Origin of the sequence: Tardiphaga sp. (assembly GCF_025356345.1) — a bacterium.
Classification (GTDB): Bacteria; Pseudomonadota; Alphaproteobacteria; order Rhizobiales; family Xanthobacteraceae; genus Tardiphaga.
In genome coordinates, this window is record NZ_JANXTC010000410.1 from 1 (window position 1) to 20,934 (window position 20,934).

Here is a 20,934-nt window from a genome sequence, read left to right on the forward strand (position 1 = left end):
TCACGGTCAGCGACACCGCGGCGGAAGCGACGATCGCCACCACCAGGGTGACGCCGAACTCGCGAAAATAGCGGCCGACGATATCCGGCATGAACAGGATAGGAATCAGCGCAGCGATCAGCGCCGCGGTGATGGAGATCACCGTGAATGCCATTTGCCGCACGCCCGCGATCGACGCCTGCAGCGCGGTTTCGCCGTCGTCCATGCGCCGCATGATGTTCTCGATCATGATGATGGCGTCGTCGACCACGAAGCCAGTGGCGATGGTCAGCGCCATCAGGCTGAGATTGTCGAGGCTGTAGCCGCAGAGATTCATCACGAACAGGGTCGCTGCCAGCGACACCGGGATGGTGACGCTGGGGATCACCGTCGCCCAGAACCGCTTCAGGAACAGCGCGATCACCACGATCACCAGCACCGACGCCAGCAGCAGCGTCAGCTGGACATCATCGACCGCGGCGCGGATCAGGCTGGTGCGGTCATAGACGGTGCGGATCTTCACGGCCGGCGGCAGCCAGTGCTCGATCTCCGGCAGCAGCGCCTTCACCGCATCGACGGTCTCCACCACATTGGCGTCCGGCTGCTTGTAGACGTAGAGCACCACGCCACGCTCGGTGCCGAACCAGCCCGCCAGCTTGTTGTTGATGACGCTGTCGGTGACCACGGCGACGTCGCCGAGTCGCACCGGCGCGCCCTTGCGCCAGGCCACAATGACGTCGCGATAGTCCATGGCCTTCAATAACTGGTCATTGGCCTCGATCGTGAAACGCTGGCTGTCATTGGACACCGCGCCCTTGGGCAGGTTCTGCGACGCCTGCGCGATCGCCGATCGCGCCTCCTCCAGCGACAGGCTCATGGCCGCCATCCGCGCCGGTGACACCTGGATGCGCACCGCGCTCTTCTCGCCACCGGTGATGAAGATCCGCGATACTCCCGACAGTTGCGACAGCTTTGGCGAGATCACACCGTCGGCGAGATCATAGACCTCGCCCGCGGTCAGCACGTCGGAGGTCAGCGCCAGCGCGATCACCGCAAAGCCGGCCGGGTTGGATTTCCAGTACACCGGCGGCCATGCGCCGCTCTTCGGCAGATCCGGGCCGGCGGCGTTGATGGCCGCCTGCACGGCCTCCGCGGCGGTGTCGACGTCCACCGACAGGTCGAACTGGGTGACGATGCTGGCGCCGCCCATGCCGCTGTAGGACGACATCTCCAGCACGCCGGGGATCAGGCCGATCTGTTTTTCCAGCGGCTGCGCCAAGGACGTGGCAACCGTTTCCGGGCTGGCGCCGGGAAACGGCGCATAGACCTCGACCGTGGGCCGCTCCACCGCCGGCAAGGACGCGATCGGAAGCCGCGTATAGGCGACGCTGCCGAGCAGCAGCACGCCGACCATCAGCAGCGAGGTCGCCACCGGCCGCAGGATGAACTGCGCGGTGACGCTCATGACGCCCCCGCTTCGGCCGGCACCGAAGCGGCCGGTCGCTTCCGCGTCATGCGTTCGCGCAAGGAGGCGAAGGCAAGGTAGATGACCGGCGTGGTGTACAGCGTTAGGACCTGCGAGGCGATCAACCCGCCGACGATGGCGATGCCCAGCGGCTGGCGCAATTCGGCGCCGGTGCCGCTGCCGATCGCCAGCGGCAGCGCGCCGAACAACGCCGCCATGGTGGTCATCATGATCGGGCGGAAGCGCAGGATGCAGGCCTGGCGGATCGCGGCGAACGACGACAGGCCGTCCTCGCGCTCGGCGGCGAGCGCGAAGTCGACCATCATGATGGCGTTCTTCTTGACGATGCCGATCAAGAGCACGATGCCGATCAGCGAAATCAGGTTGAGGTCCTGACGGCACAGCATCAGCGCCAGTAGCGCGCCGACCCCTGCGGAGGGCAGCGTCGACAGGATGGTGATGGGGTGGATGGTGCTCTCGTAGAGCATGCCCAGGATCAGGTAGACGGTGACGATGGCCGCCAGCAGCAGCCATTTCTCATCCGCCAGCGAGTTGGCGAATTCGGCCGCGGCGCCGACCAGTTTTGTCGTCACCGAATCCGGCAGGCCGATCTGCTTTTCGGTGCGCCGCAGCGCTTCCACCGCCTGCCCCAGCGACACGCCGGGCGCCAGGTTGAACGATATTGTGGTGGCGGGAAACAGCCCCTGATGCGAGATCAGCAGCGGCGCCGGCTTGCGCTCGATGCGGGCGAAGGCCGACAACGGCACCGCCGAGGAGGCCTTCGCAAAGGCGCTGCCGATGCCGCTGCTCTGCTGGTCGTTGCTGCTGGCCTGCGACGCCGAGGAGGTGACGTAGATCTTGCCGAGAATGTCGGGATCGCCGCGCAGCGCCGGATCGACCTCCAGCACCACGTGATACTGGGTCAATGGCCCGAACACGGTGGCGATCTGGCGCTGGCCGAAGGCGTCGTACAGCGTCTGGTCGATGACGTTCATGGTGACGCCGTAGGCCGCGGCGGTCTGGCGGTCGATCTCGATCGACATCTGCAGCCCGGAATCCTGGCGGTCGTCGGTGACGTCGGCCAGTTCCGGCTGCCGGCGCAGCGCCTCGACCAACCGCGCGCTCCAGGTCTTCAACTCGGCTTCGTCGAGGTCCTGCAGCACGTATTGATACTGCGTGCGCGCGACACGGGTCTCGATCTGCAGGTCCTGCGCCGGCTGCAGATGCAGGGTGATGCCATGCACGCCGGCGGTCGCGGCCCGCAGCCGCTGCATCACTGCGGCCGCTGTTGCCTTGCGCCCGTCCGGCGCGCCGATGTCGATGTACAGCCGTCCACTGTTCAAGGTGGTGTTGACGGAGCCGGCGCCGACAAAACTGTCCACCGTCACCACGTCGGGATCGCGGGAGATGATGGCGGCCACCTGCTGCTGGCGTTCCGACATGGCAGCAAAGGAAATGTCCTGCGCGGCGTCGGTGGTGCCGTTCAGCAAGCCGGTGTCCTGCTGCGGCAAAAAACCCTTGTTGATCGTGGCGTAAAGCAAGCCGGTGGCAATCACCGTCAGCACCGTGAAGGCCAGCGTCAGGTTGCGATGCCGCAGCACCCAGTCGAGGCCGCGGACGTAGAGATTGAGAAATCCGTCGAAGCCACGCTCGCTCCAGCGGAACAGAGCGCCGCGCGGCCGGTCGGGCGGATCGTGGCGCAGCAGGGTGGCGCACATCATCGGGGTCAGCGTCAGCGACACCACGCCGGAGATGATCACCGCCAGCGACAGCGTGATGGCGAATTCGCGAAACAGCCGACCGACCACGCCAGCCATCAGCAGCAGCGGGATGAACACCGCGATCAGCGAGATGGTCAGCGAGACGATGGTGAAACCGATCTGCCGCGCGCCCTTGAGCGCCGCCGGCAGCGGCGCCTCGCCGGCCTCGATATAGCGCACGATATTCTCGATCATCACGATCGCATCGTCGACCACGAAGCCGGAGGCGATGGTCAGCGCCATCAGCGAGAGATTGTCGAGGCTGAAGCCGCACAGTGCCATGCCGCCAAAGGTGGCGATCAGCGACACCGGCAGCGTCACGCTGGGGATCACAGTGGCCCAGAATTTTCGCAGGAACACGAAGATAACCATCACCACCAGCGCCACGGTGAGCACCAACGTGAACTGAACGTCGGCGATGGCGGCGCGGATCGTGGTGGTGCGGTCGGTGACCACGGTCACTTTCAGCGCCGCCGGCAACGACGCCTGCAACTTGGGAAGCGCGGCCTTGACCGCCTCCACGACGTTGATGGTGTTGGCGCCGGGCTGGCGCTGGATGTCGAGCAATACCGCCGGCGCGCCCTGGAACCAGGCGGCCTGTTCGGTATCCTCGATGCTGTCGATCGCCTGGCCGACGTCGCGCAACATCACCGGTGCGCCGTTGCGATAGGCGATCACGGCGTCCTGATAGGCGTCGGCTGTGAATAGCTGGTCGTTGGCATCGACATGAAACGCCTGCCGCGGCCCATCGAGCGATCCCTTGGGATTGTCGGCGGTGGTGGCGGCAATGCCGCGGCGGACATCGTCCAGCGACATGCCGAGCCCGGCAAGACGTGACGGATTGACCTGCAGCCGCACCGCGCGGGTCTGGCCGCCCTGCACCGCGACCGCACCGACGCCGGCAATCTGCGACAGCTTTGGCACGATCACCGTGACCGCGTAGTCGTTGACCTCGTGCAGCGGCAGCGTGTCCGAGGTCAGCGCCAGGATCAGCACCGGCGTGTCGGCGGGGTTGACCAGATGATAGGTCGGCGGGCTCGGCAACTGCGCCACCGGAATCCAGCCGGCCGCGGCGTTGATCTTGCCCTGCACGTCCTGCGCGGCGGAATCGATTTTTCGCGCCAGGTCGAATTGCAGGGTGATCTGGCTGTTGCCGTAGGAACTGGTCGAACTCATCGACACCAGTCCGGAGATGGTGCCGAAATAATGCTCCAGCGGCGCGGTGATCGAGGTCTCGACCACGGTGGCCGATGCGCCGGGATAGGGCGTCACCACCTGGATGGTCGGAAAGTCCACGCTCGGCAGCGGCGCGATCGGCAGGGCGCGATAGCCCAACAGGCCGAGCAGCATGATGGCGACGATCAGCAGCGTGGTGGCGATCGGACGCAGGATAAAAGGCGCTGACATCGCCGTGCTAGCCGGGTTCGGAGCTGGAGGTCTGTACGCCGGGCGCCGCCGGCTTCGGCGCGGCGTGGTCGATCTCGATGCGGCTACCATTCTCGAGCCGGTAGTAGCCCTCGGTGACGACCTGCTCGCCCTTCGCGACGCCGCGATTGATCAGCGCCCGGCCGCCAAACACCTGGCCGACCGCGACCGGGCGAAAGCCGGCGGTCATGTCGGGCTTGGCGACCCAGACGAAATCGCCGCGCGGGCCGTGCCGGACCGCGATGGCATCCACCGTGATCGCCTGGCGCCTGACGTCCACCGTGATACGGCCATTGACGAAATTTCCGGGCCACAGCTTCAGCGCGTTGTTCGGAAAGGTCGCCTTCAGCTTGATGGTGCCAGTCGACTGGTCGACCTGGTTATCGACGAGATTGATGACGCCGCGGTCGAGTTCGCTGGAATTGTCGGGACCCAGCGCGGCGACCGGCGCATTGACCTGACCGAGCGTGAGTTTTGTCTGGCCGACGGCGGCCGCCGCCAGCGTGAACACCACCGAGATCGGCTTCAGCTGGGTGATGGTGACCAGGGTGGCGCGATCGCTGGCGCGCACGAAATTGCCCTGATCGAGCTGGCGAATGCCGACGCGGCCGCCGATCGGCGCACGGATCGTGGTGTAGTTGAGCTGGTTGCGGGCGTAGTCGATCTGCGCCTCGTCGTTGATGACCTGCGCCTTGTACTGGTCGACCAGCGCGTGCTGCTGGTCGACCTGCTGGCGGGTGGCAAAGTCCTTGAGGATGAGCGTGTCGACGCGTTTCATGTCGAGGATCGCGCCGTCCAGCAGTGCCTGGTTCTTCTGCCGCATCGCGATCTGCTGATCGAGCTGCGCCTGCAGCGGCCGCGGATCGATCACCGCCAGTACGTCGCCCTGCTTGACGTCCTGGCCTTCCTGGAATGCGATCTGCATGATCTCGCCGTCGATCCGGCTCTGCACGTTGACGGTGTTGTAAGCCTGCACGGTGCCGATGCCGCTGAGATAGATCGGCACGTCCTCGGACAAAACGGCGGCAACCTTGACCGGAACGGGCGCGCCTTGCCGCGCGCCTGCCGTTGCCGTCTCCGACGGTGATGCTGGCACCGGCAGCAACAGGCCAGACCAAATCGGGACATAATAGTAAGCCGCCGCGGATAGCGCGACGACCCCGCAAGCCAATGCTGCCATGGTGGCGCGTTTCAATGTCGGAACTCCGATCGCGGATTCACAGCGGGGGGACCCGATACGCGCCGCCTCGGAGGCGCGCGCGGCCGCAGCAGGTAAGGCTCATCAAGCTCGCGCAGCAGACGCGCCAGCTCATTGCCGTACAGTCTGCTCCAGCAGTGTTTCAGGCTGGCGAGAAATTCGAGGTCACGCAGGGTGAAGTTTGGCATGGATGCGGCCTATTATAAGTGACACGCTGTAGTGTTACAAATCGTAGCATTAACAATTTACCGGTTCAAGAGGCATTGGCGGACACGGGAAGAATCCAAATTTGCGAGGTGGGGCCAGGCGAAGACTCTAACCCAATATACGCAGAGGCGACCCCATCCTTCCGCCTTGCGTCTTCCGCGGTGGAGAGGGCCGGACAAACGAGACCATGCGCAGCATCGTCGATGTGGAGGCAGGGGTGGAGGCGTTACACTTGAAGTAGTGCATGCGTGCACTGCCCCGCTCGACCGGGCTTCGCAGCGCTACGCCGGCCCCCTCCCCTTCGCGAAGACGCGTGGGGAGGGAAAATCAAAACCGTTTTGCCGCTAATACTGCGGACCCAGCGCGATCCGTCCGATGCTGCGGTCCTTGACCAGGCCGATGCGCCATTCCGCCGTGCCGTTGGTGAAATGCGCCATGTAGACGTCATTGCCCGAGCCGGAAACACCACGGAACGCAACCGCCTGCAGGTCGCCCAGCTTGCTCAGAATCATCCGGTTCAGCGGTAGCTGGTCCCGCGTATAAGCCGCCACCTGGGGGGTCATGTGGTCGTAGATCGGCTGACCGCGGACGACCGATTCGATGTACTGACGCAACATCTCCTCGCTGCCAGCCAGCGGCGTGGTGCGCGGCGAAATCCAGTGATCCATTCCCGCGCCCTCGACGGTAACGAACCGCGTCCGCAGCCCGGGCAGCACGAGCTGCAGACAGCGGCTCGATGCATCGGTGACGACCCAAGGCCGGTGAACGGTCGTCCAGACGGTGGCCGACATGTCGTCGCCGACGATGCCGCGGTCCATGCGGTTGCCGTCGGCGTCCAGTTCGTACAGCTGCATCTCCTTGCCGGTGTCGTTGTAGAAGAACACGCTGATGGGCGCGATGCCGCCCTGCTGTTTCAGGCGGGCCTCGCGGGAGCAAGGAAGCATATGGCCGAGCGAGTTGTCGCCGTCCGGCCTGAACTGGACATCCTCGGCCTTGCCATCGGCCGCCAGCAGCAGCCGCACCTCCGCCAGACCGTTTTCGAACTTCACGCCATAAATATCATAGCCGCCGGGCCCGACGCCACGGAAGTAGATCGATTCCACGTCGCCTAGCGCGCGCAGCATCGGGCTCATTTGCGCGGTCTGACGACGTATCTTGGCGCCCAGCGCCGCCGACATCTGCTCGTAGTTCGGGGTGCCCTTCCGCAGGTCGGCAATGCCGCGCAGCACGGCCTCCTTGCTGCCGGGCAGCGGCGCCTGGCCCCTGAAGCGATCCGGCGCCTCCGCGATCCGCCGCGCCGCGTCGGCCGCGATCGCCTGGGCCCGGGCGGAATCGATCCGCGGCGCCAGCCGCGCGCCATACATCTGGTCGTAATGCAGCATCTGGGTGACCTGCGCCTGTGCATCGCGCAGGAAGATGATGCGATTATCGCCGTTGCCGACGAATGCATCGCCGCCCCCCGGGGTCAGCTCGAACCTGGGGCGCCCGGTACCCTGCATGGCGATACGGTCGCCGTCGCGCGTCACCGTGAGGACCTGGGTTGTATCCAGTTCATACCAGCCGATGTGGGACTGGCCCGCCCCCGCATCGGTCGCCGTCACCGCCACCGCCGGCGGCAAGCTGGTGGCGATGCGCGGCGCGTGCGAGTCCAGGCCATGCTGGCTCAGGACCAGTTCGGCGGGATGCGGGTCAACGCCGGTGGTCCAGCTGATGGGGCCGTCATAGGAAGAATAGGTGACCTTTCCGTCGGGCGCCCGCGGCAGCCGGAATTTACGCTGCCCGGTCAATTGCCCCCACAGCCTGTCGCCGTCATGCGTGACGGCAAGGATCAGGCCCGAACCGGCGGCATAGAAGTCGATCGCCTCCGCGCCGCTCGCCGTGGTCGTCGCATCGACCGCGGCGTCGGCCACCAGCGCCGATCGTGACGGCGTGCTCCAGGCGATGGTGAGGGCGGAAACGATCACCACCGGCGTCGTGGCCGCCGCGGCCCACAGCCGTTTGTGCCAGCCTGCCCTGGCGGCAACCGCCGAACCGTCGAGAATGCGCTCGACGCGATTGCGGACGGTGCTTGCCCGGGCCATCTGCAGCCCGGCCGGTGCCGGACGAACCTGCTGCACCAGATCGAGCAGGATCTGCGCGTAAGACAGCCGGTCATCGACGATTTCGAGCGCGCGGGCGTCGCTGATCATCTCCGCGAGTTCGGCAAGCCGGAACGACTGCCACCAGGCAAACGGGCTGAACCAGAACACCGCGCGGTTCAGCGCGGCAAGCAGCAGCAGATAGAAATCCCGGTTGGCCACGTGAGCACGTTCATGGGCCAGCACCGCCTGGCGCTTGGCCATGTCCCAATCGCTGTAATCGGACGGCAGCAGGATGGTCGATCCGAACGTGACCGGCCCGCCGACAATCGGACTGATGCGCAGATCGGCATCCGCAGCCCACGGCGCCTGCAATGGCATCGCCTGGCGCACCACGCGCCAGGTCAGGTGCAGGCCGACCGCCAGCCGCAGCAACAGCATGCCGGCGACGCCCAGGTAGATCGCTGTCGCCAGCACCGACCAATCGAAGGGACGGGGCGGCGCCTCGATCGCCGCGCTGGCCATGACCGGCATCGACGGCACCGGCGAGGGCAGCGCATCCGACAACAACAAAGGCGCCGGCCAGAGCCTGGCGGGCGCCTCAATCACCGACGGGGCCACCGGGACGGTCACGGTGGTCCAGTGCATCAGCAGCGGCATCGCCAATGATGCCACCAGCACGACAGCCCAGGACGTCATTTGCACCTGCGGATTGCGGACACGAAACAGATGCAATCCGACCCACACGACGCTTCCGAGGGTCAGGGACCGCAGCGCCGATTCCGCCAGAATCGCCAACATTATTTTTTCCCTCCCTTCGCCTCCGCCTTTGCCTTTTCAACCTTGTCTGCCAGTGCGCGCAGCTTCTTCTGGTCCAGCATTGCGTTATCCACCATGCCCACCAGAACCTCGTCCATGGAGCCGTTGCAGAACCAGTCAACGATGCGCTGCACGGCTTTGGCCGCCACATGCCCGCGCGGCTCGGCCGCCTGATAGACAAAGGTCCGGCCGTCCACCGTATGGGTTGTGTAGCCCTTTTCCTCCAGCCGTCGCAGCACCGTCCGGACCGTGGATTCCTTGAGCGGGCGAGACAACTGTTCCCGCACCACCTCGGCCGTGACCGTCCCGCTCGTCCAAACCAGTTGCATCACCTCGTGTTCGAGGTCGCCCAGATCGGGCAGGCTTTCGTCAGCTTTTGTAACCATGGTGCTTCCAGATATATGTAATGCTACGGAGCGTCGCATATAGCTCGGCGATTTTCAACGGCCATCTCCGGCTCCGGAGGCCATGCCCCGACATCGGAGGCCGAAGGTCCCGGGCGGGCGCTGTTTTAGACGGCAGTATCGGCTTTGCGCCATAAGGAGTCATTCGGCCTGCAATCTTGGCTCTGACGCAATTTTGGTGCAGGCGGATCATGGAGCCCCGATTAGTCTGGCTTGGAGTAAATCGAGCTCGGCGCGTCCATCGATCTGACGCTTAACGAGCTTGAGCCTTGTTATCTGCCCTTCGGTCTGCCCGTTGGACCACGCCGATGTGATGGCGGCGCTGACCGCCGACTTGTCCTTGGTGACGCCGTTGGCGAACGACGCTACCAAGCTGCCGGTTGCCCGCCGCAGCCAGGGGTCAAGGCCTGCATGAGCTTTCTTGCGGATCATCGCATGGAACGCCGTGATGATATCGCGCGCTTCGACCAACAGAGGTACACCGCATTCCACCGCCGCGACGGTGACGGTCTCCGATTTTGATCGCTTATCACGGCCGGTGGTCATCAGCCGAGCGATGGTTCTGGCGGACGGCACCCGGTGCACCGCCTGGTCATCGATCGTTTCCGCGCGCCGGCGACGTGTCGCCCATTTTGCCACGACCCGCAGCGAGCCTCTGAATACTCGGCTCTTGAGGCGGCGCCACAACTCGGCACCATTGTGATGGCCGGCAAGCCATTCCGCATCGAGCCATTGCAGATGATGTTCGAGGGAGCTTTCCCGAATTCGGAACACGTCGGATCGTTGACCCCGAAGAACCCGACCGACCAGGCCTCGGCTATGTCCGCTCAGCCGTACGATCTCCTTGATGGAGGTGCCCGTCGCCGCCAGCTTGAGGATGGCCGCATTGGCGTCCTCCCGCCGGAGAAAACCTTCATATTGGAGAGCCCGTGCAGCGTCTCGCCGCCCAGATACTCCTGTGACACTTGCCGCTTGAACTCGACGCTGTGGGTTCGATGCTTTGCCATGGGCCTTCATCCTCTGAAAGCCCGGCCGCCCGGTCAATTGCTGAAAGCCAACCTGTCCACCCCGAGGGGCCCACTCCAATCCGGGGCCAAATTTGAAAGCCGATTGACACAGTGGGATGCAGTTCGCCCCTGACTCTGCCATGTGGCAACGCACCGCGGCGACCAACGCTTCGACGATGCCGGATAGTTGAGCAATATCAACTGGCTGGGGCGGGAGGATTCGAACCTCCGCATGGGGGAATCAAAATCCCCTGCCTTACCACTTGGCGACGCCCCATCAGGCCGTGCGGATTCCGGCGGAGGCACATCCGCGCGGTTTCCCCGGCTACGCCGGTCTATAGAGAGACCTCCGCCATTTCAACCACCTCCGCGGCATTGTTGCCGCGACCGAATTAGCCGGATGGCGTGTTGAGGGCGGCGCGGTTTCGTGTGAAGACGATAAAAGACGGCTCCACCCCAGCCCATGAGAACCGGTCATGACCTACCGCGCCCCGATTCACGACATGTTGCTGGCCCTCAACCATGGCGCGGGGCTGCGGGCCGCGCTGCAAGCCGGCCATTATGGCGAGTTTGACAGCGACATGGCCGCCACTGTGCTCGAAGAGGCCGGTCGCTTCGCCACCGAGGTGCTGGCGCCGCTGAACCGCGTCGGCGACAAGAACGGCATCACGCTGGCCGCTGGCCAGGTCACCACCGCGCCGGGTTGGCCGGATGCCTACCAGCGCTGGACCGCGGCCGGCTGGAACGCGGTGTCCGGACCGGAGGCGTTTGGCGGCCAGGGCCTGCCACTGGCGATCAACGCCGCCTGCACCGAGATCTGGAGCGCGGCGAACATGGCGTTCGGCCTGTGCCCGCTGCTGACGCTCTCCGCCATCGAGGCGCTCGACGCCCATGGCAGCGACGCATTGAAAAAGATCTATCTCGAGAAGCTGGTGTCCGGCGACTGGACCGGTACCATGCAACTGACCGAACCGCAGGCCGGCTCCGACGTCGGTGCGCTGCGCAGTCGCGCCGAACGCGCCGACGACGGCAGCTACCGCATTTTCGGCACCAAGATCTACATCACCTATGGCGACCACGACATGACCGACAACATCGTGCATTTCGTGCTGGCGCGATTGCCCGATGCCCCCCCCGGCACCCGCGGTATCTCGCTGTTCCTGATCCCGAAATTCCTCGTCAACGAAGACGGCACGCTGGGCGCGCGCAACGATATTTTTGCGTCCGGCATCGAGCACAAGCTCGGCATGCACGCCTCGCCGACCTGCACCATGACGATGGGCGATCAGGGCGGCGCGGTCGGTTACCTTATCGGCGAGGAAAATCGTGGCATGGCCTGCATGTTCACGATGATGAACCAGGCGCGGATCGGCGTCGGCCTCGAAGGCGTCGGCATCGCCGATCGCGCCTATCAGCAGGCGCTAGCGTTCGCGCAGCAGCGCAAGCAGGGCCGCGCGCCCGGCAGCAAGGCCGCCGCCATGGATGCCATCCTCGTGCATCCCGACGTCAAGCGCATGCTGATGCAGATGCGCGCGCTCACCGCCGCGGCGCGCACGATCTGCTACGCCACCGCCGTGGCACTCGACATCGCCGCGCGCAGCACGGACGCGAAAGTCAGCACCGACGCCGCCGCGCGCGGCGCGCTGCTGACGCCGATCGCCAAGGCCTTCTCCACCGACATCGGCAACGAGGTGACCTCGCTCGGCGTCCAGATCCATGGCGGCATGGGCTTCATCGAGGAGACCGGCGCGGCGCAGCATTATCGCGACGCCCGCATCACCGCGATCTATGAAGGCACCAACGGCATCCAGGCGATCGACCTGGTGACGCGAAAGCTCGCCGCCAATGGCGGCGCCGCGGTTTGGGCGCTGCTCGACGAATTGAGCGGCATCGTAGCGCGCGTCGAATCCTCCAACGACCCGGCCTTTGGCACCACCGGGGCGAAACTGCGTGACGCGCTGGGCGCGCTCGACCGCAGCAGCAAATGGCTGCTGGAGCGCATGACCACCGCGCCCTCCGACGCGCTGGCCGGTGCCACGCCCTACCTGCGGCTGTTCGGCTCGGCGCTCGGCGGCTGCATGCTGGCCAATGAGGCGCTGGCCGCCAAGGATCAGGCCGATGGCCTGGGCGATCCGGCGCGCTACGTCACACTGGCGCGATTCTTCGCCGAAAATATCGCGGTGCAGGCCGGATCACTGGAGCGGACCGTGATCGACAGCGCGGAATCGGTGATGTCGGCCGACGCGGTTCTGCTGGGCTGAGGCAGTGTATCGGGGCCTCGCGCGGGCCGTTGAAAACCGGCGCCGGCTGTTTTGGCGTCGGGCGCGGTTGATGTAAGATGAACGCGGGAAACGCGCCCGTCGCGCTAAGCGACGCTTCAAGGACAGCCCATGACCGGCCACCTGATCGTTACCGACGAAGACGCCACCCGCGTGCTGACGCTGCGGCGGCCGGAGAAGAAGAACGCGATCACCCATGGCATGTACCGCGCGATGTCGGAGGCGATCGATACCGCGCAGAACAACCCGGAAATCCGCTGCCTCATCATCACCGGCGGCTCCGGCGTGTTCACGGCCGGTAACGACCTCGAGGATTTCGTCGCGACCGCGACCGCCGAAGCCGGCCCGTTCGGCGCCTCGGACGCCATCCGGTTCCTGTATTCGCTGGCGCAGAACACCAAGCCGATCGTGGCCGCGGTGGATGGCATCGCGGTCGGCATCGGCACCACCCTGCTGTTTCACTGCGACTATGTGCTGGCCTCGACCACGGCGACGTTCTCAACCCCATTCATCCATCTCGGCCTGGTGCCGGAAGGCGCTTCCAGCCTGCTGATGCCGCGCACCATGGGCTATCATCGCGCCTTCGCGGCGCTGGTGATGGGTCGCGTGGTGACGGCCGAAGAGGCCCGCGAGGCCGGCTTCGTCAATGTCGTGGTGGCGCCGGGTCATACCGAGGCCGAAGCACGCAAGGTCGCCCGCGAAATCTGCGCGCTGCCGGCGGAAGCGGTGGCGATCTCGCGCAAGCTGCTGCGAACGCCGCCGGAAGACCTGACCCGCCGCATCGACCAGGAAGGCCACCTGTTCGGCGAGCGCATGAAATCGAAGGAAGCCATCGCGGCCTTCCAGGCGTTCTTCAAGCGCAAGAAGGTGTAATCTTGACCTCGCCCCGTAGGGATCGCGCAGAGGTCAAGAGCACAGCGTTCGCTCTGGTAATTTTCCTTACGATCATCGTCAGTGCGACCGCACCACCCGCCATTGCCCAGACGCCCTCCCCCGTCGATCTCACCATCCTCGCCATCAATGATTTTCACGGCAATCTGCGACCGCCGCCAGGCGGCATTACCATCGACGATCCCGCGGACAAGACCAGGAAGATCAACGTCGCCGCTGGAGGCGCCGAGCACATGGCGACGCTGGTGAAGCAGCTCCGCGCCGGCAAGGTCAACAGCGTGTTCGTCGCCGCCGGCGACCTGATCGGCGCCAGCCCGTTTTTGTCGGCGCTGTTTCACGACGAGCCGACCATCGAATCGCTGTCGATGATGGGGCTGCAGATCGCCGCCGTCGGCAATCACGAATTCGACGAAGGCCAGGACGAGTTGCTGCGAATGCAGAATGGCGGCTGCCATCCGGTCGACGGCTGCCAGGGGCCACACCCCTTCATGGGTGCGACTTTTCAATATCTGGCCGCCAGCACAATCGAGAGCCGCACCGGCCGTCCGGTGCTGCCGCCCTATGCGATCAAGAGTTTCGAAGGCGTCCCCGTGGCTTTCATCGGGCTGACACTGAAGGGCACGCCGGGCCTGGTGTCACCGCCCGGCGTCGCCGGGCTGACTTTCCAGGACGAGGCAGAGACCGTGAATGCGCTGGTCCCCGAGCTGAAGGCGCGTGGCGTCGAGGCGATCGTGGTGCTGATCCACGAAGGTGGCCTGCCCAGCGGCGACTACAATGAATGCCCGGGCATCTCGGGCCCGATCGTCGACATCGTCAAGAAATTCGACCGCGCGGTCGACGTCGTCGTCAGCGGTCACACCCACCGCGCCTATACCTGCCAGATCGACGGCCGCCTGATCACCTCCGGCGACAAATATGGCACGCTGGTCACCGCCATCGACCTGCGGCTCGATCGCACCAGCCGTGACGTGATCCGGGCGAGTGCCAACAACATCATCGTGCGCATCGCCGATTACACCGCCGATCCCGCGCAAACCGCGCTGCTGGCCGCCTATGACAAGGTCGCCGCGCCGATCGCCGGCCGGCCGGCCGGATCGGTGACCGCGACTCTGTCGCGCCTGCCGGACATGACGACCGGCGAAAGCCCGCTCGGCGACATCATCGCCGACGCCCATCTCGCCGCCACGCGGGCGGAAACCGATGGCAGCGCGGTGATCGCCATGACCAACCCCGGCGGCATCCGCGCCGACATCGAACACAAGCCCGACGGCCTGGTCAGCTACGGCGACGTATTCGCCGCGCAGCCATTTCGCAATCAGCTGGTAACGCTGACGCTGACCGGGTCCCAGATCAAGGCCGTGCTGGAGCAGCAATGGCGCGACCCGAACCGGCCGCGCATCCTGCAAGTGTCCGCCGGCTTCAGCTACGCCTGGGACAACGCCGCGATATCCGGCAATCGCATCGTCCCCGATCGAATGACCCTGAACGGACAGCGCATCGATCCGGCGGCGGCCTATCGCGTCACGGTGAACCAGTTTCTCGCGGTCGGCGGCGACGGCTTCACCGCGTTGAAGGAGGGGACCCTGCCGCGGGTCGGCCCCTACGACGTGGATGCGCTGAATGCCTATTTTGGCGCGAACAGCCCGGTGACGCCGGTGGCGCCGGGCCGTATTTTTCGCATGAATTGAACGCTATCCCGCGGCGCGCTACGCCACGATGCGCCGCATTGCCGGACGCGAGGCGCCGGCGAACTCGCCATAGATGTCGAACGGCTCGGGCCTGCCAATCGCATAGCCTTGCGCGTAGTCCACGCCAATCTCGCTTAGCGCCGTGATGATCTCCTCGCTCTCGACGAATTCCGCGACGGTGCGCTTGCCCATGATCTTGCCAATATGGGTGATCATCTCCACCATCGCCCGATCGATCGGATCGATCAGCATGTCCTTGACGAAGCTGCCGTCGATCTTGAGATAGTCCACCGGCAAATGCTTCAGATAGGCAAAAGACGACATGCCGCTGCCGAAGTCATCGAGCGAGAAGCGACAGCCGACGTCCCGCAGCGCGCGAATAAAGGTGCTGGCTTCGGCGAGGTTGGCGATGGCGCTGGTTTCGGTGATCTCGAAGCAAATGATGGTCGGCGGGATGCCGTAAACTCGTAGCTGCTCGCGGATATATTGCAGAAAACCGTCATCGCGGAACGAGGCCCCGGACAAGTTGATGGCGCAGGTGACGATCGGATCGGCCTCCCGTTCAGCCATCCGGGCCGCCAGGACAGCGAAGGAATTGCACACAACCCAGCGGTCGATCAGCGTCGTCAGGCCGTAACGCTCGGCGGCGGGAATGAAGACCCCGGGCGCCACCAATTGCCCGGTCTCGTCACGCAACCGCAGCAGAACCTCGATATGAAGGCCTTTGTCGCTATCGTCGCTGAGGCCGATGATCTTCTGCGCGTAAAGGCAGAACCTGTCCTGGTCGAGCGCTTCGTGAATACGCTGCACCCAGGTCATCTCACCAAACCGCTGCAGCAGTTCGGAATCGGTGGCCTGATGCAATTGCACCCGGTTGCGGCCTTTTTCCTTGGCCATGTAGCAAGCCACGTCAGCGGCGCGCAGCGCCTCCTCGAGTGTCTCGTTCGACTGCGAGAGACAGACCAGCCCGATGCTGACGGTGACGTTGAAGGCGCGGTTGTTCCAGACGAAATTCAGCTCTTCCACGGTATGGCGCAGCCGCTCGGCGATCATGGCCGCGCGCTCCGGCTCGCAGTTCTCCAGCAGCACGGCGAACTCATCGCCGCCGAGCCGTGCCAGCAGGTCACCCTCGCGCAGATATTTCTCCAGCATGCCGGACACCTGGCGCAGCAGCTTGTCGCCCGCGGCATGTCCGCAGGTGTCGTTGACGACCTTGAACTGATCGAGATCAAGGAACATCAGCGCCGATGGATGCGCCGCGGCATCGATCAGCGGCAGCGCCTCCTCCAGCCGTCGCTCGAATTCGCGACGATTGGCCAGACCCGTGAGCTCGTCATGCGAGGCCTGGAAGGCGAGCCGCGACAGATACTCCTGCTCCAGCGTCATGTCATGCAACACCAGTACGGTACCAGAATTCTCGGCGTCGCGCCGCAGCGGCGTGGCCACCCACGACACCGGGACCGAGCTTGCATCGCCACGGATCAGCAGATGCGAACGGATTCCGGCGCTGACCGCCTTGCCCGCCAGAATCTGATTAATCAGCTGGTCAGCCTCATCGTCTTTGTCCGCGCTGTTATCGGGATCGACGATGCGGAATAGCGACGACAGCCCGCGGCCCTGCGCATCCGCGGCGGCCGTGGCGATCAGGCGCTCGGCGGTCGGGTTCATGTAGTCGACACAGCCCCGCGCGTCGGTACTGATGACGGCCTCACCGATCGACGACAGCGTCACCTGTGCGCGCTCTTTCTCGCTCTTCAACGCGTACTCGAAGCGCTGTCGCTGCGTCAGCAGGATGCCGATACGCCAGCTTCCGAGCAGAATCAGCAATGCCGCGGTCATCAAGTTGGCGATCATCAGCAGGGTCTTGATGGCCCGCGATCCGACGCCGAGATGCTGGGAAAATGCCACCGCCAGTGGCGTCGTACGCTCGTTGATGTCGTCGATCTGCGCCTTTCGCGCGGCCATGCGCATCGGTCCGAGGGTGCCGCGCGCGAGATCGGCATGAATGACATCGGCAAGATCGACCAGTTCCTGGATCACGGCGTCGGTCTCGCGCCAGCTCTGCACGGCACGGGCGAGATAGCGGACTTCGCTGAAGTTTCGAAACAGCCAGATCATCCCGGGAATATCTTCGGGGTGATTGCCGCCCTGCAGGAAGCCGTCATAGGCGGCTTGCGGGTCCGGGCGCTGTTGTTCGAGCGCCCGCCGTGCGATGCGATCGCCAAGAGGAACCGAGATCGTCGACTGATAGCGGCGGTAATATTTTTCCTCGCCGGTCTCCACATACAGGCTGAGCGAGTAGATCGCCTCCTTCTGTCCCTTCGACCACAGGCTTTCGCCGACGACATACGCTCGTACCGACGTCAGCGTATCCATGCTGATGCCCGCGAGCAGCGCCTGCAACAGTACGATGGCCGTGAACGGCCCCACCGAACGCAGCAAGGGAAAACGGCCTTCTGCTATTTTCACAGTTCACACATCTGAGCTTACTACCGCAGAATGCCTGCATCACGTCCTCACGGAATTCATCCCGTGATGTATGATCGATACCGGACGCCCCTTAACGTGCGCTTTTGTTTCAGGCTGTGGTTGTAGCGTCGCGAATTGCAATGAACGCAACCTGAAAGAAGCCATCACTTATTTGATGGCAGTAGTTGCAACTACGGGGGTTTCGTCGCGGCTGGCTGCGAAGCGATTTGATAGCGGAAATAAACACCGTGAATGCGCGGAGCGGGTCGATGCCGCGGGCGGCGTTGCGCCGGAACTACCTGTTCCCTCTTTCGGAACCGACCGTAACCGATTATGTTGTCGCCTCATTATACCAGCGCATGACGCGCTTTCCGGGATTCCGCATGACGCTTTTGCTGACGCATGTTGCGTGCCTTGCTCACGAGACGCCACCTGGCCATCCCGAGCGACCGGATCGGCTGCGCGCGGTGGCGCAAACGCTCGGCGAAGACCGTTTCAACGCACTGGTGCGCGGCGAGGCGCCGGAAGGCGATCTCGACGTCGTCGGCCTGTGTCACGATGGCCACTATGTCGAAGAACTCCGCCACTTGGCCCCGTCCAGCGGACTGATCTATCTCGATGGTGATACGTCGATGTCGCCCGGCACTTGGGAAGCCGTCATGCGCGGCGTCGGCGGCGCGGTGGCTGCTACCGACGCGGTCATGAAGGGTACGGCGAACAACGCCTTTGTGGCGACGCGGCCGCCCGGCCACCATGCCGAGATCAACAAGCCGATGGGCTTCTGTTTTTTCGACAACGCCGCGATCGCCGCGCGTTATGCGCAACGGACATATGGCATAACCCGGGCGGCGGTAGTCGATTTTGACGTCCACCATGGCAACGGAACGCAGGACATCTTCTGGTCCGATCCTACGGTGATGTACTGCTCGACGCACCAGATGCCGTTGTTTCCCGGTACCGGCGCGTCCGGCGAACGCGGCGAGCACGATACCGTGGTGAATGCGCCGCTGGCCGATGGCGACGGCGGCGCCAGGTTTCGCGCCGCGTTCGAGAACCTGATCCTGCCGCAGCTGCGGAAATTCGCGCCCGAGCTGATCATCATCTCCGCCGGCTTCGACGCGCATCGCCGTGATCCGCTCGCCTCGCTCAATCTCGACGCAGAGGATTTCGGCTGGGTCACCCGCAAGCTGATGGACGTTGCTGACAAGAGCGCCGGCGGTCGCATTGTCTCGGTGCTCGAGGGTGGCTATGATCTTCAGGGGTTGAAGGAATCGGTGGCAGCCCATGTCACCGCGCTGATGGGCGATTGATTCCCCGTTACACTCCGCCCTCAAACATGCAGTCGAACCCGCGCCGGCCCGGCGCGATCAGGAACGAGATATGGCCGAACCCAGCTATGCGGACGTCAAGAAGCTGAGCTTCGAACGCGCGATCGAGGAACTCGAAACCATCGTGAAGCGGCTGGAGGACGGCAAGGTTCCGCTGGAAGAATCGGTGGCCATTTACGAGCGTGGGGAAGCCCTTAAACGACGCTGCGATGAATTGCTGCGCCATGCCGAAGCCCGGGTCGACAAGATCACCACGGATTCAAACGGCAAGGTCACCGGCACCGAGCCGCTCGACGTAGAATAACCTTTGGCATCCGCCGCCGAATTAGCGCTTGGCGCATCTATCGGGCTCCTTATAGTCCGCTGTCAGTTCGGGGAACCAGCGTGCGCGTCCAGCACCGTCATGTCATCTATGTACAGGGATACGATCCGCGGGGCCTCGCGCAGTATTACCGCATGTTTCGTACCGAACTTCGCAAGTTCGGGCGGCTGTACAACCTTGCCACCACGGTCAGCCGGCCAAAGGGCCCGCCCGACGGCGAATCCGCCTCCTGGACCATCGAAACCGCCGGCGACGGCTGGCAGACCCGGACCGATTACGACTTCCTGCGCTGGGAAGATCTGATCCAGCGCGACCTGGCCTGGCCGATCTGGAAAACGCTGGCTTACGCCATCGCGATCTACTGGCGGCTGGTATTTTCCGGCACCATGGGACGGTTCTGGTCGGCGCACTGGCGCTTCGCCACCTTCATCAGCTACCCGCATATCCTGCTCCTCAACGAGGCGATCTGGTCCGCCGGTGTGGCCTGGGCGTTTGGATTCGGGCTGCAATGGCTCGGAATCCACGGCTTTCTGGTCGGCGCCAGCGCGCTGGCCGTATTTGTGGCCGTGCTCGGCACGCTGCTGAAAACCACCGAGAACCTCAGCTATCTGCTGTATCTGATGTCCGACACGATCTTCACCTGGCAGTTTTCCCACGGCCAGCGGCCTGACTGGGACGCCCGGATCGATCGCTTTGCGCGGCATCTGGTTACTGTCGCCCAAACCAGCGACGCGCAGGAGATCGTACTGGTCGGCCACAGCTCCGGCTCGTTCCTCGGCTCCGAAATACTCGCCAGCGCCTTGAAGCTCGATCCCGAGCTTGGCCGCCACGGGCCTCGCATGGTGCTGCTGACGCTGGGCGGCAACATGCCCATTGTCGGTTTTCACCGCGCCGCCACCGGCTTTCGCGACAATTTGCGACGGCTGGCGATCGAGCCATCGATCGACTGGATCGACTGCCAGTCGCGCAAGGACGTGATGAACTTTTTCCCGTTTGACCCTGTTGCCGGCCACGGCATCGACGCCGGTAAAGCCAAGCGCAACCCGACGATCGTCCCGGTCCGGTTCCGCGAAATCATCCGGCCAGAGCATTACGAGCGCTTCCGCTGGAAGTTCTTCCGGGTGCATTTCCAGTTCGTCATGGCCAATGAGCGCCCGCATGCCTATGATTTCTACATGATCGTGTGCGGCCCGGTGCCATTGAAGGAACGCGTCAACCAGCCCGCAGCGGCGCTCGCGATGGCGTCCACGGAGCCACAGACCCGCGAAAATGCATGGCAAAAGCTCGATCTGGGCCCGAACAGCGCTCTTAACGACAAGCCGGAACCGGTGATTCGCCGCCTCGGGTAATCGCCTACGCACATATGGCCCCGATTCCGATCTGCCAAAACTGGCGGCGCGGCGGTTGGCTTTGGCCGCCGCTATGGTGTAAAGGGACTGAGACTATGCGCTGACGGTCAGGCTGAAATGCCGCCTGTTAACGTTTATAAGCGCTTCAACCGTCTGGCGAAATGTTCGGACGGACGGGGCTGCTGAATGTGCTAGATATCACAGTCAAACAGCGGGGCCCATTATAAGGCCTCGAACAAGGCTTCCCGGTTCTGGAGGCTGCGGTG

At 64.4% G+C, this 20,934-nt stretch carries 12 protein-coding genes, 1 tRNA gene and 1 pseudogene; 6 read left to right on the forward strand and 8 right to left on the reverse strand.

Annotation, left to right across the window (positions count from 1 at the left end):
• The 7 genes and pseudogenes from Q0S16_RS25205 to Q0S16_RS25235 all read right to left on the reverse strand — a co-directional run.
• Positions 1 to 1,444: efflux RND transporter permease subunit (locus Q0S16_RS25205; protein WP_295854911.1), on the reverse strand; the 1,444-nt coding region annotated here is incomplete at its 3' end.
• Positions 1,441 to 4,611 carry an efflux RND transporter permease subunit gene (locus Q0S16_RS25210; RefSeq protein WP_295854914.1) on the reverse strand — a complete coding sequence of 1,057 codons (3,171 nt, stop codon included), beginning with the start codon at positions 4,609 to 4,611 and terminating at the stop codon, positions 1,441 to 1,443. The genes Q0S16_RS25205 and Q0S16_RS25210, both read right to left, overlap by 4 nt.
• Positions 4,612 to 4,618: 7 nt before the next feature.
• Complete coding sequence (locus Q0S16_RS25215; protein ID WP_295854919.1) at positions 4,619 to 5,824, reverse strand: efflux RND transporter periplasmic adaptor subunit; 1,206 nt, start codon at positions 5,822 to 5,824, stop codon at positions 4,619 to 4,621.
• 554 nt (positions 5,825 to 6,378) lie between these two features.
• Positions 6,379 to 8,913, reverse strand: a complete 2,535-nt coding sequence (locus Q0S16_RS25220; RefSeq protein WP_295854922.1) for a M56 family metallopeptidase — start codon at positions 8,911 to 8,913, stop codon at positions 6,379 to 6,381.
• Positions 8,913 to 9,317 (reverse strand): BlaI/MecI/CopY family transcriptional regulator, encoded by a 405-nt coding sequence (locus Q0S16_RS25225; RefSeq protein WP_295854925.1) that lies wholly within the window; start codon positions 9,315 to 9,317, stop codon positions 8,913 to 8,915. Before Q0S16_RS25225 ends, Q0S16_RS25220 begins: the two co-directional genes overlap by 1 nt.
• A gap of 207 nt (positions 9,318 to 9,524) precedes the next feature.
• Positions 9,525 to 10,271, reverse strand: a pseudogene (locus tag Q0S16_RS25230) (ISL3 family transposase); the annotation flags it as partial.
• Between the two features lie 273 nt (positions 10,272 to 10,544).
• Positions 10,545 to 10,619, reverse strand: a tRNA-Gln gene (locus Q0S16_RS25235).
• 199 nt (positions 10,620 to 10,818) lie between these two features.
• Between Q0S16_RS25235 and Q0S16_RS25240 the strand changes: the two genes are divergently transcribed.
• The 3 genes from Q0S16_RS25240 to Q0S16_RS25250 all read left to right on the forward strand — a co-directional run bounded on the left by Q0S16_RS25240 (position 10,819) and on the right by Q0S16_RS25250 (position 15,200).
• Positions 10,819 to 12,603 carry an acyl-CoA dehydrogenase gene (locus Q0S16_RS25240; protein WP_295854928.1) on the forward strand — a complete coding sequence of 595 codons (1,785 nt, stop codon included), beginning with the start codon at positions 10,819 to 10,821 and terminating at the stop codon, positions 12,601 to 12,603.
• Between the two features lie 129 nt (positions 12,604 to 12,732).
• Positions 12,733 to 13,494, forward strand: coding sequence for a crotonase/enoyl-CoA hydratase family protein (locus Q0S16_RS25245; protein ID WP_295854931.1), 762 nt, complete (start codon positions 12,733 to 12,735; stop codon positions 13,492 to 13,494).
• Between the two features lie 71 nt (positions 13,495 to 13,565).
• Positions 13,566 to 15,200 (forward strand): bifunctional metallophosphatase/5'-nucleotidase, encoded by a 1,635-nt coding sequence (locus tag Q0S16_RS25250; protein WP_295854983.1) that lies wholly within the window; start codon positions 13,566 to 13,568, stop codon positions 15,198 to 15,200.
• 18 nt (positions 15,201 to 15,218) lie between these two features.
• Here Q0S16_RS25250 and Q0S16_RS25255 read toward each other — a convergent pair whose 3' ends face one another.
• On the reverse strand, positions 15,219 to 17,669 hold the full coding sequence (locus Q0S16_RS25255) for an EAL domain-containing protein (RefSeq protein WP_295854935.1): 2,451 nt from the start codon (positions 17,667 to 17,669) through the stop codon (positions 15,219 to 15,221).
• Between the two features lie 383 nt (positions 17,670 to 18,052).
• Here Q0S16_RS25255 and Q0S16_RS25260 point away from each other — a divergent pair, with 383 nt between their 5' ends.
• From Q0S16_RS25260 to Q0S16_RS25270, 3 genes are all read left to right on the forward strand, one after another.
• Positions 18,053 to 18,979 carry a histone deacetylase family protein gene (locus tag Q0S16_RS25260; protein WP_295854940.1) on the forward strand — a complete coding sequence of 309 codons (927 nt, stop codon included), beginning with the start codon at positions 18,053 to 18,055 and terminating at the stop codon, positions 18,977 to 18,979.
• 70 nt (positions 18,980 to 19,049) lie between these two features.
• A complete protein-coding gene (locus tag Q0S16_RS25265; RefSeq protein WP_295854943.1) occupies positions 19,050 to 19,301 on the forward strand; it encodes an exodeoxyribonuclease VII small subunit in 252 nt (83 codons plus the stop codon).
• Between the two features lie 80 nt (positions 19,302 to 19,381).
• Positions 19,382 to 20,668, forward strand: a complete 1,287-nt coding sequence (locus Q0S16_RS25270; RefSeq protein ID WP_295854948.1) for a hypothetical protein — start codon at positions 19,382 to 19,384, stop codon at positions 20,666 to 20,668.
• Positions 20,669 to 20,934 lie beyond the last annotated feature (266 nt).

Coding starts and splice junctions, on each gene's coding strand:
- Q0S16_RS25210 (WP_295854914.1), bottom strand. CDS start 4,611: ATGTCAGCGCCTTTTATCCTGCGTCCGATCGCCACCACGCTGCTGATC.
- Q0S16_RS25260 (WP_295854940.1), top strand. CDS start 18,053: ATGACGCTTTTGCTGACGCATGTTGCGTGCCTTGCTCACGAGACGCCA.
- Q0S16_RS25265 (WP_295854943.1), top strand. CDS start 19,050: ATGGCCGAACCCAGCTATGCGGACGTCAAGAAGCTGAGCTTCGAACGC.
- Q0S16_RS25225 (WP_295854925.1), bottom strand. CDS start 9,317: ATGGTTACAAAAGCTGACGAAAGCCTGCCCGATCTGGGCGACCTCGAA.
- Q0S16_RS25220 (WP_295854922.1), bottom strand. CDS start 8,913: ATGTTGGCGATTCTGGCGGAATCGGCGCTGCGGTCCCTGACCCTCGGA.
- Q0S16_RS25240 (WP_295854928.1), top strand. CDS start 10,819: ATGACCTACCGCGCCCCGATTCACGACATGTTGCTGGCCCTCAACCAT.
- Q0S16_RS25245 (WP_295854931.1), top strand. CDS start 12,733: ATGACCGGCCACCTGATCGTTACCGACGAAGACGCCACCCGCGTGCTG.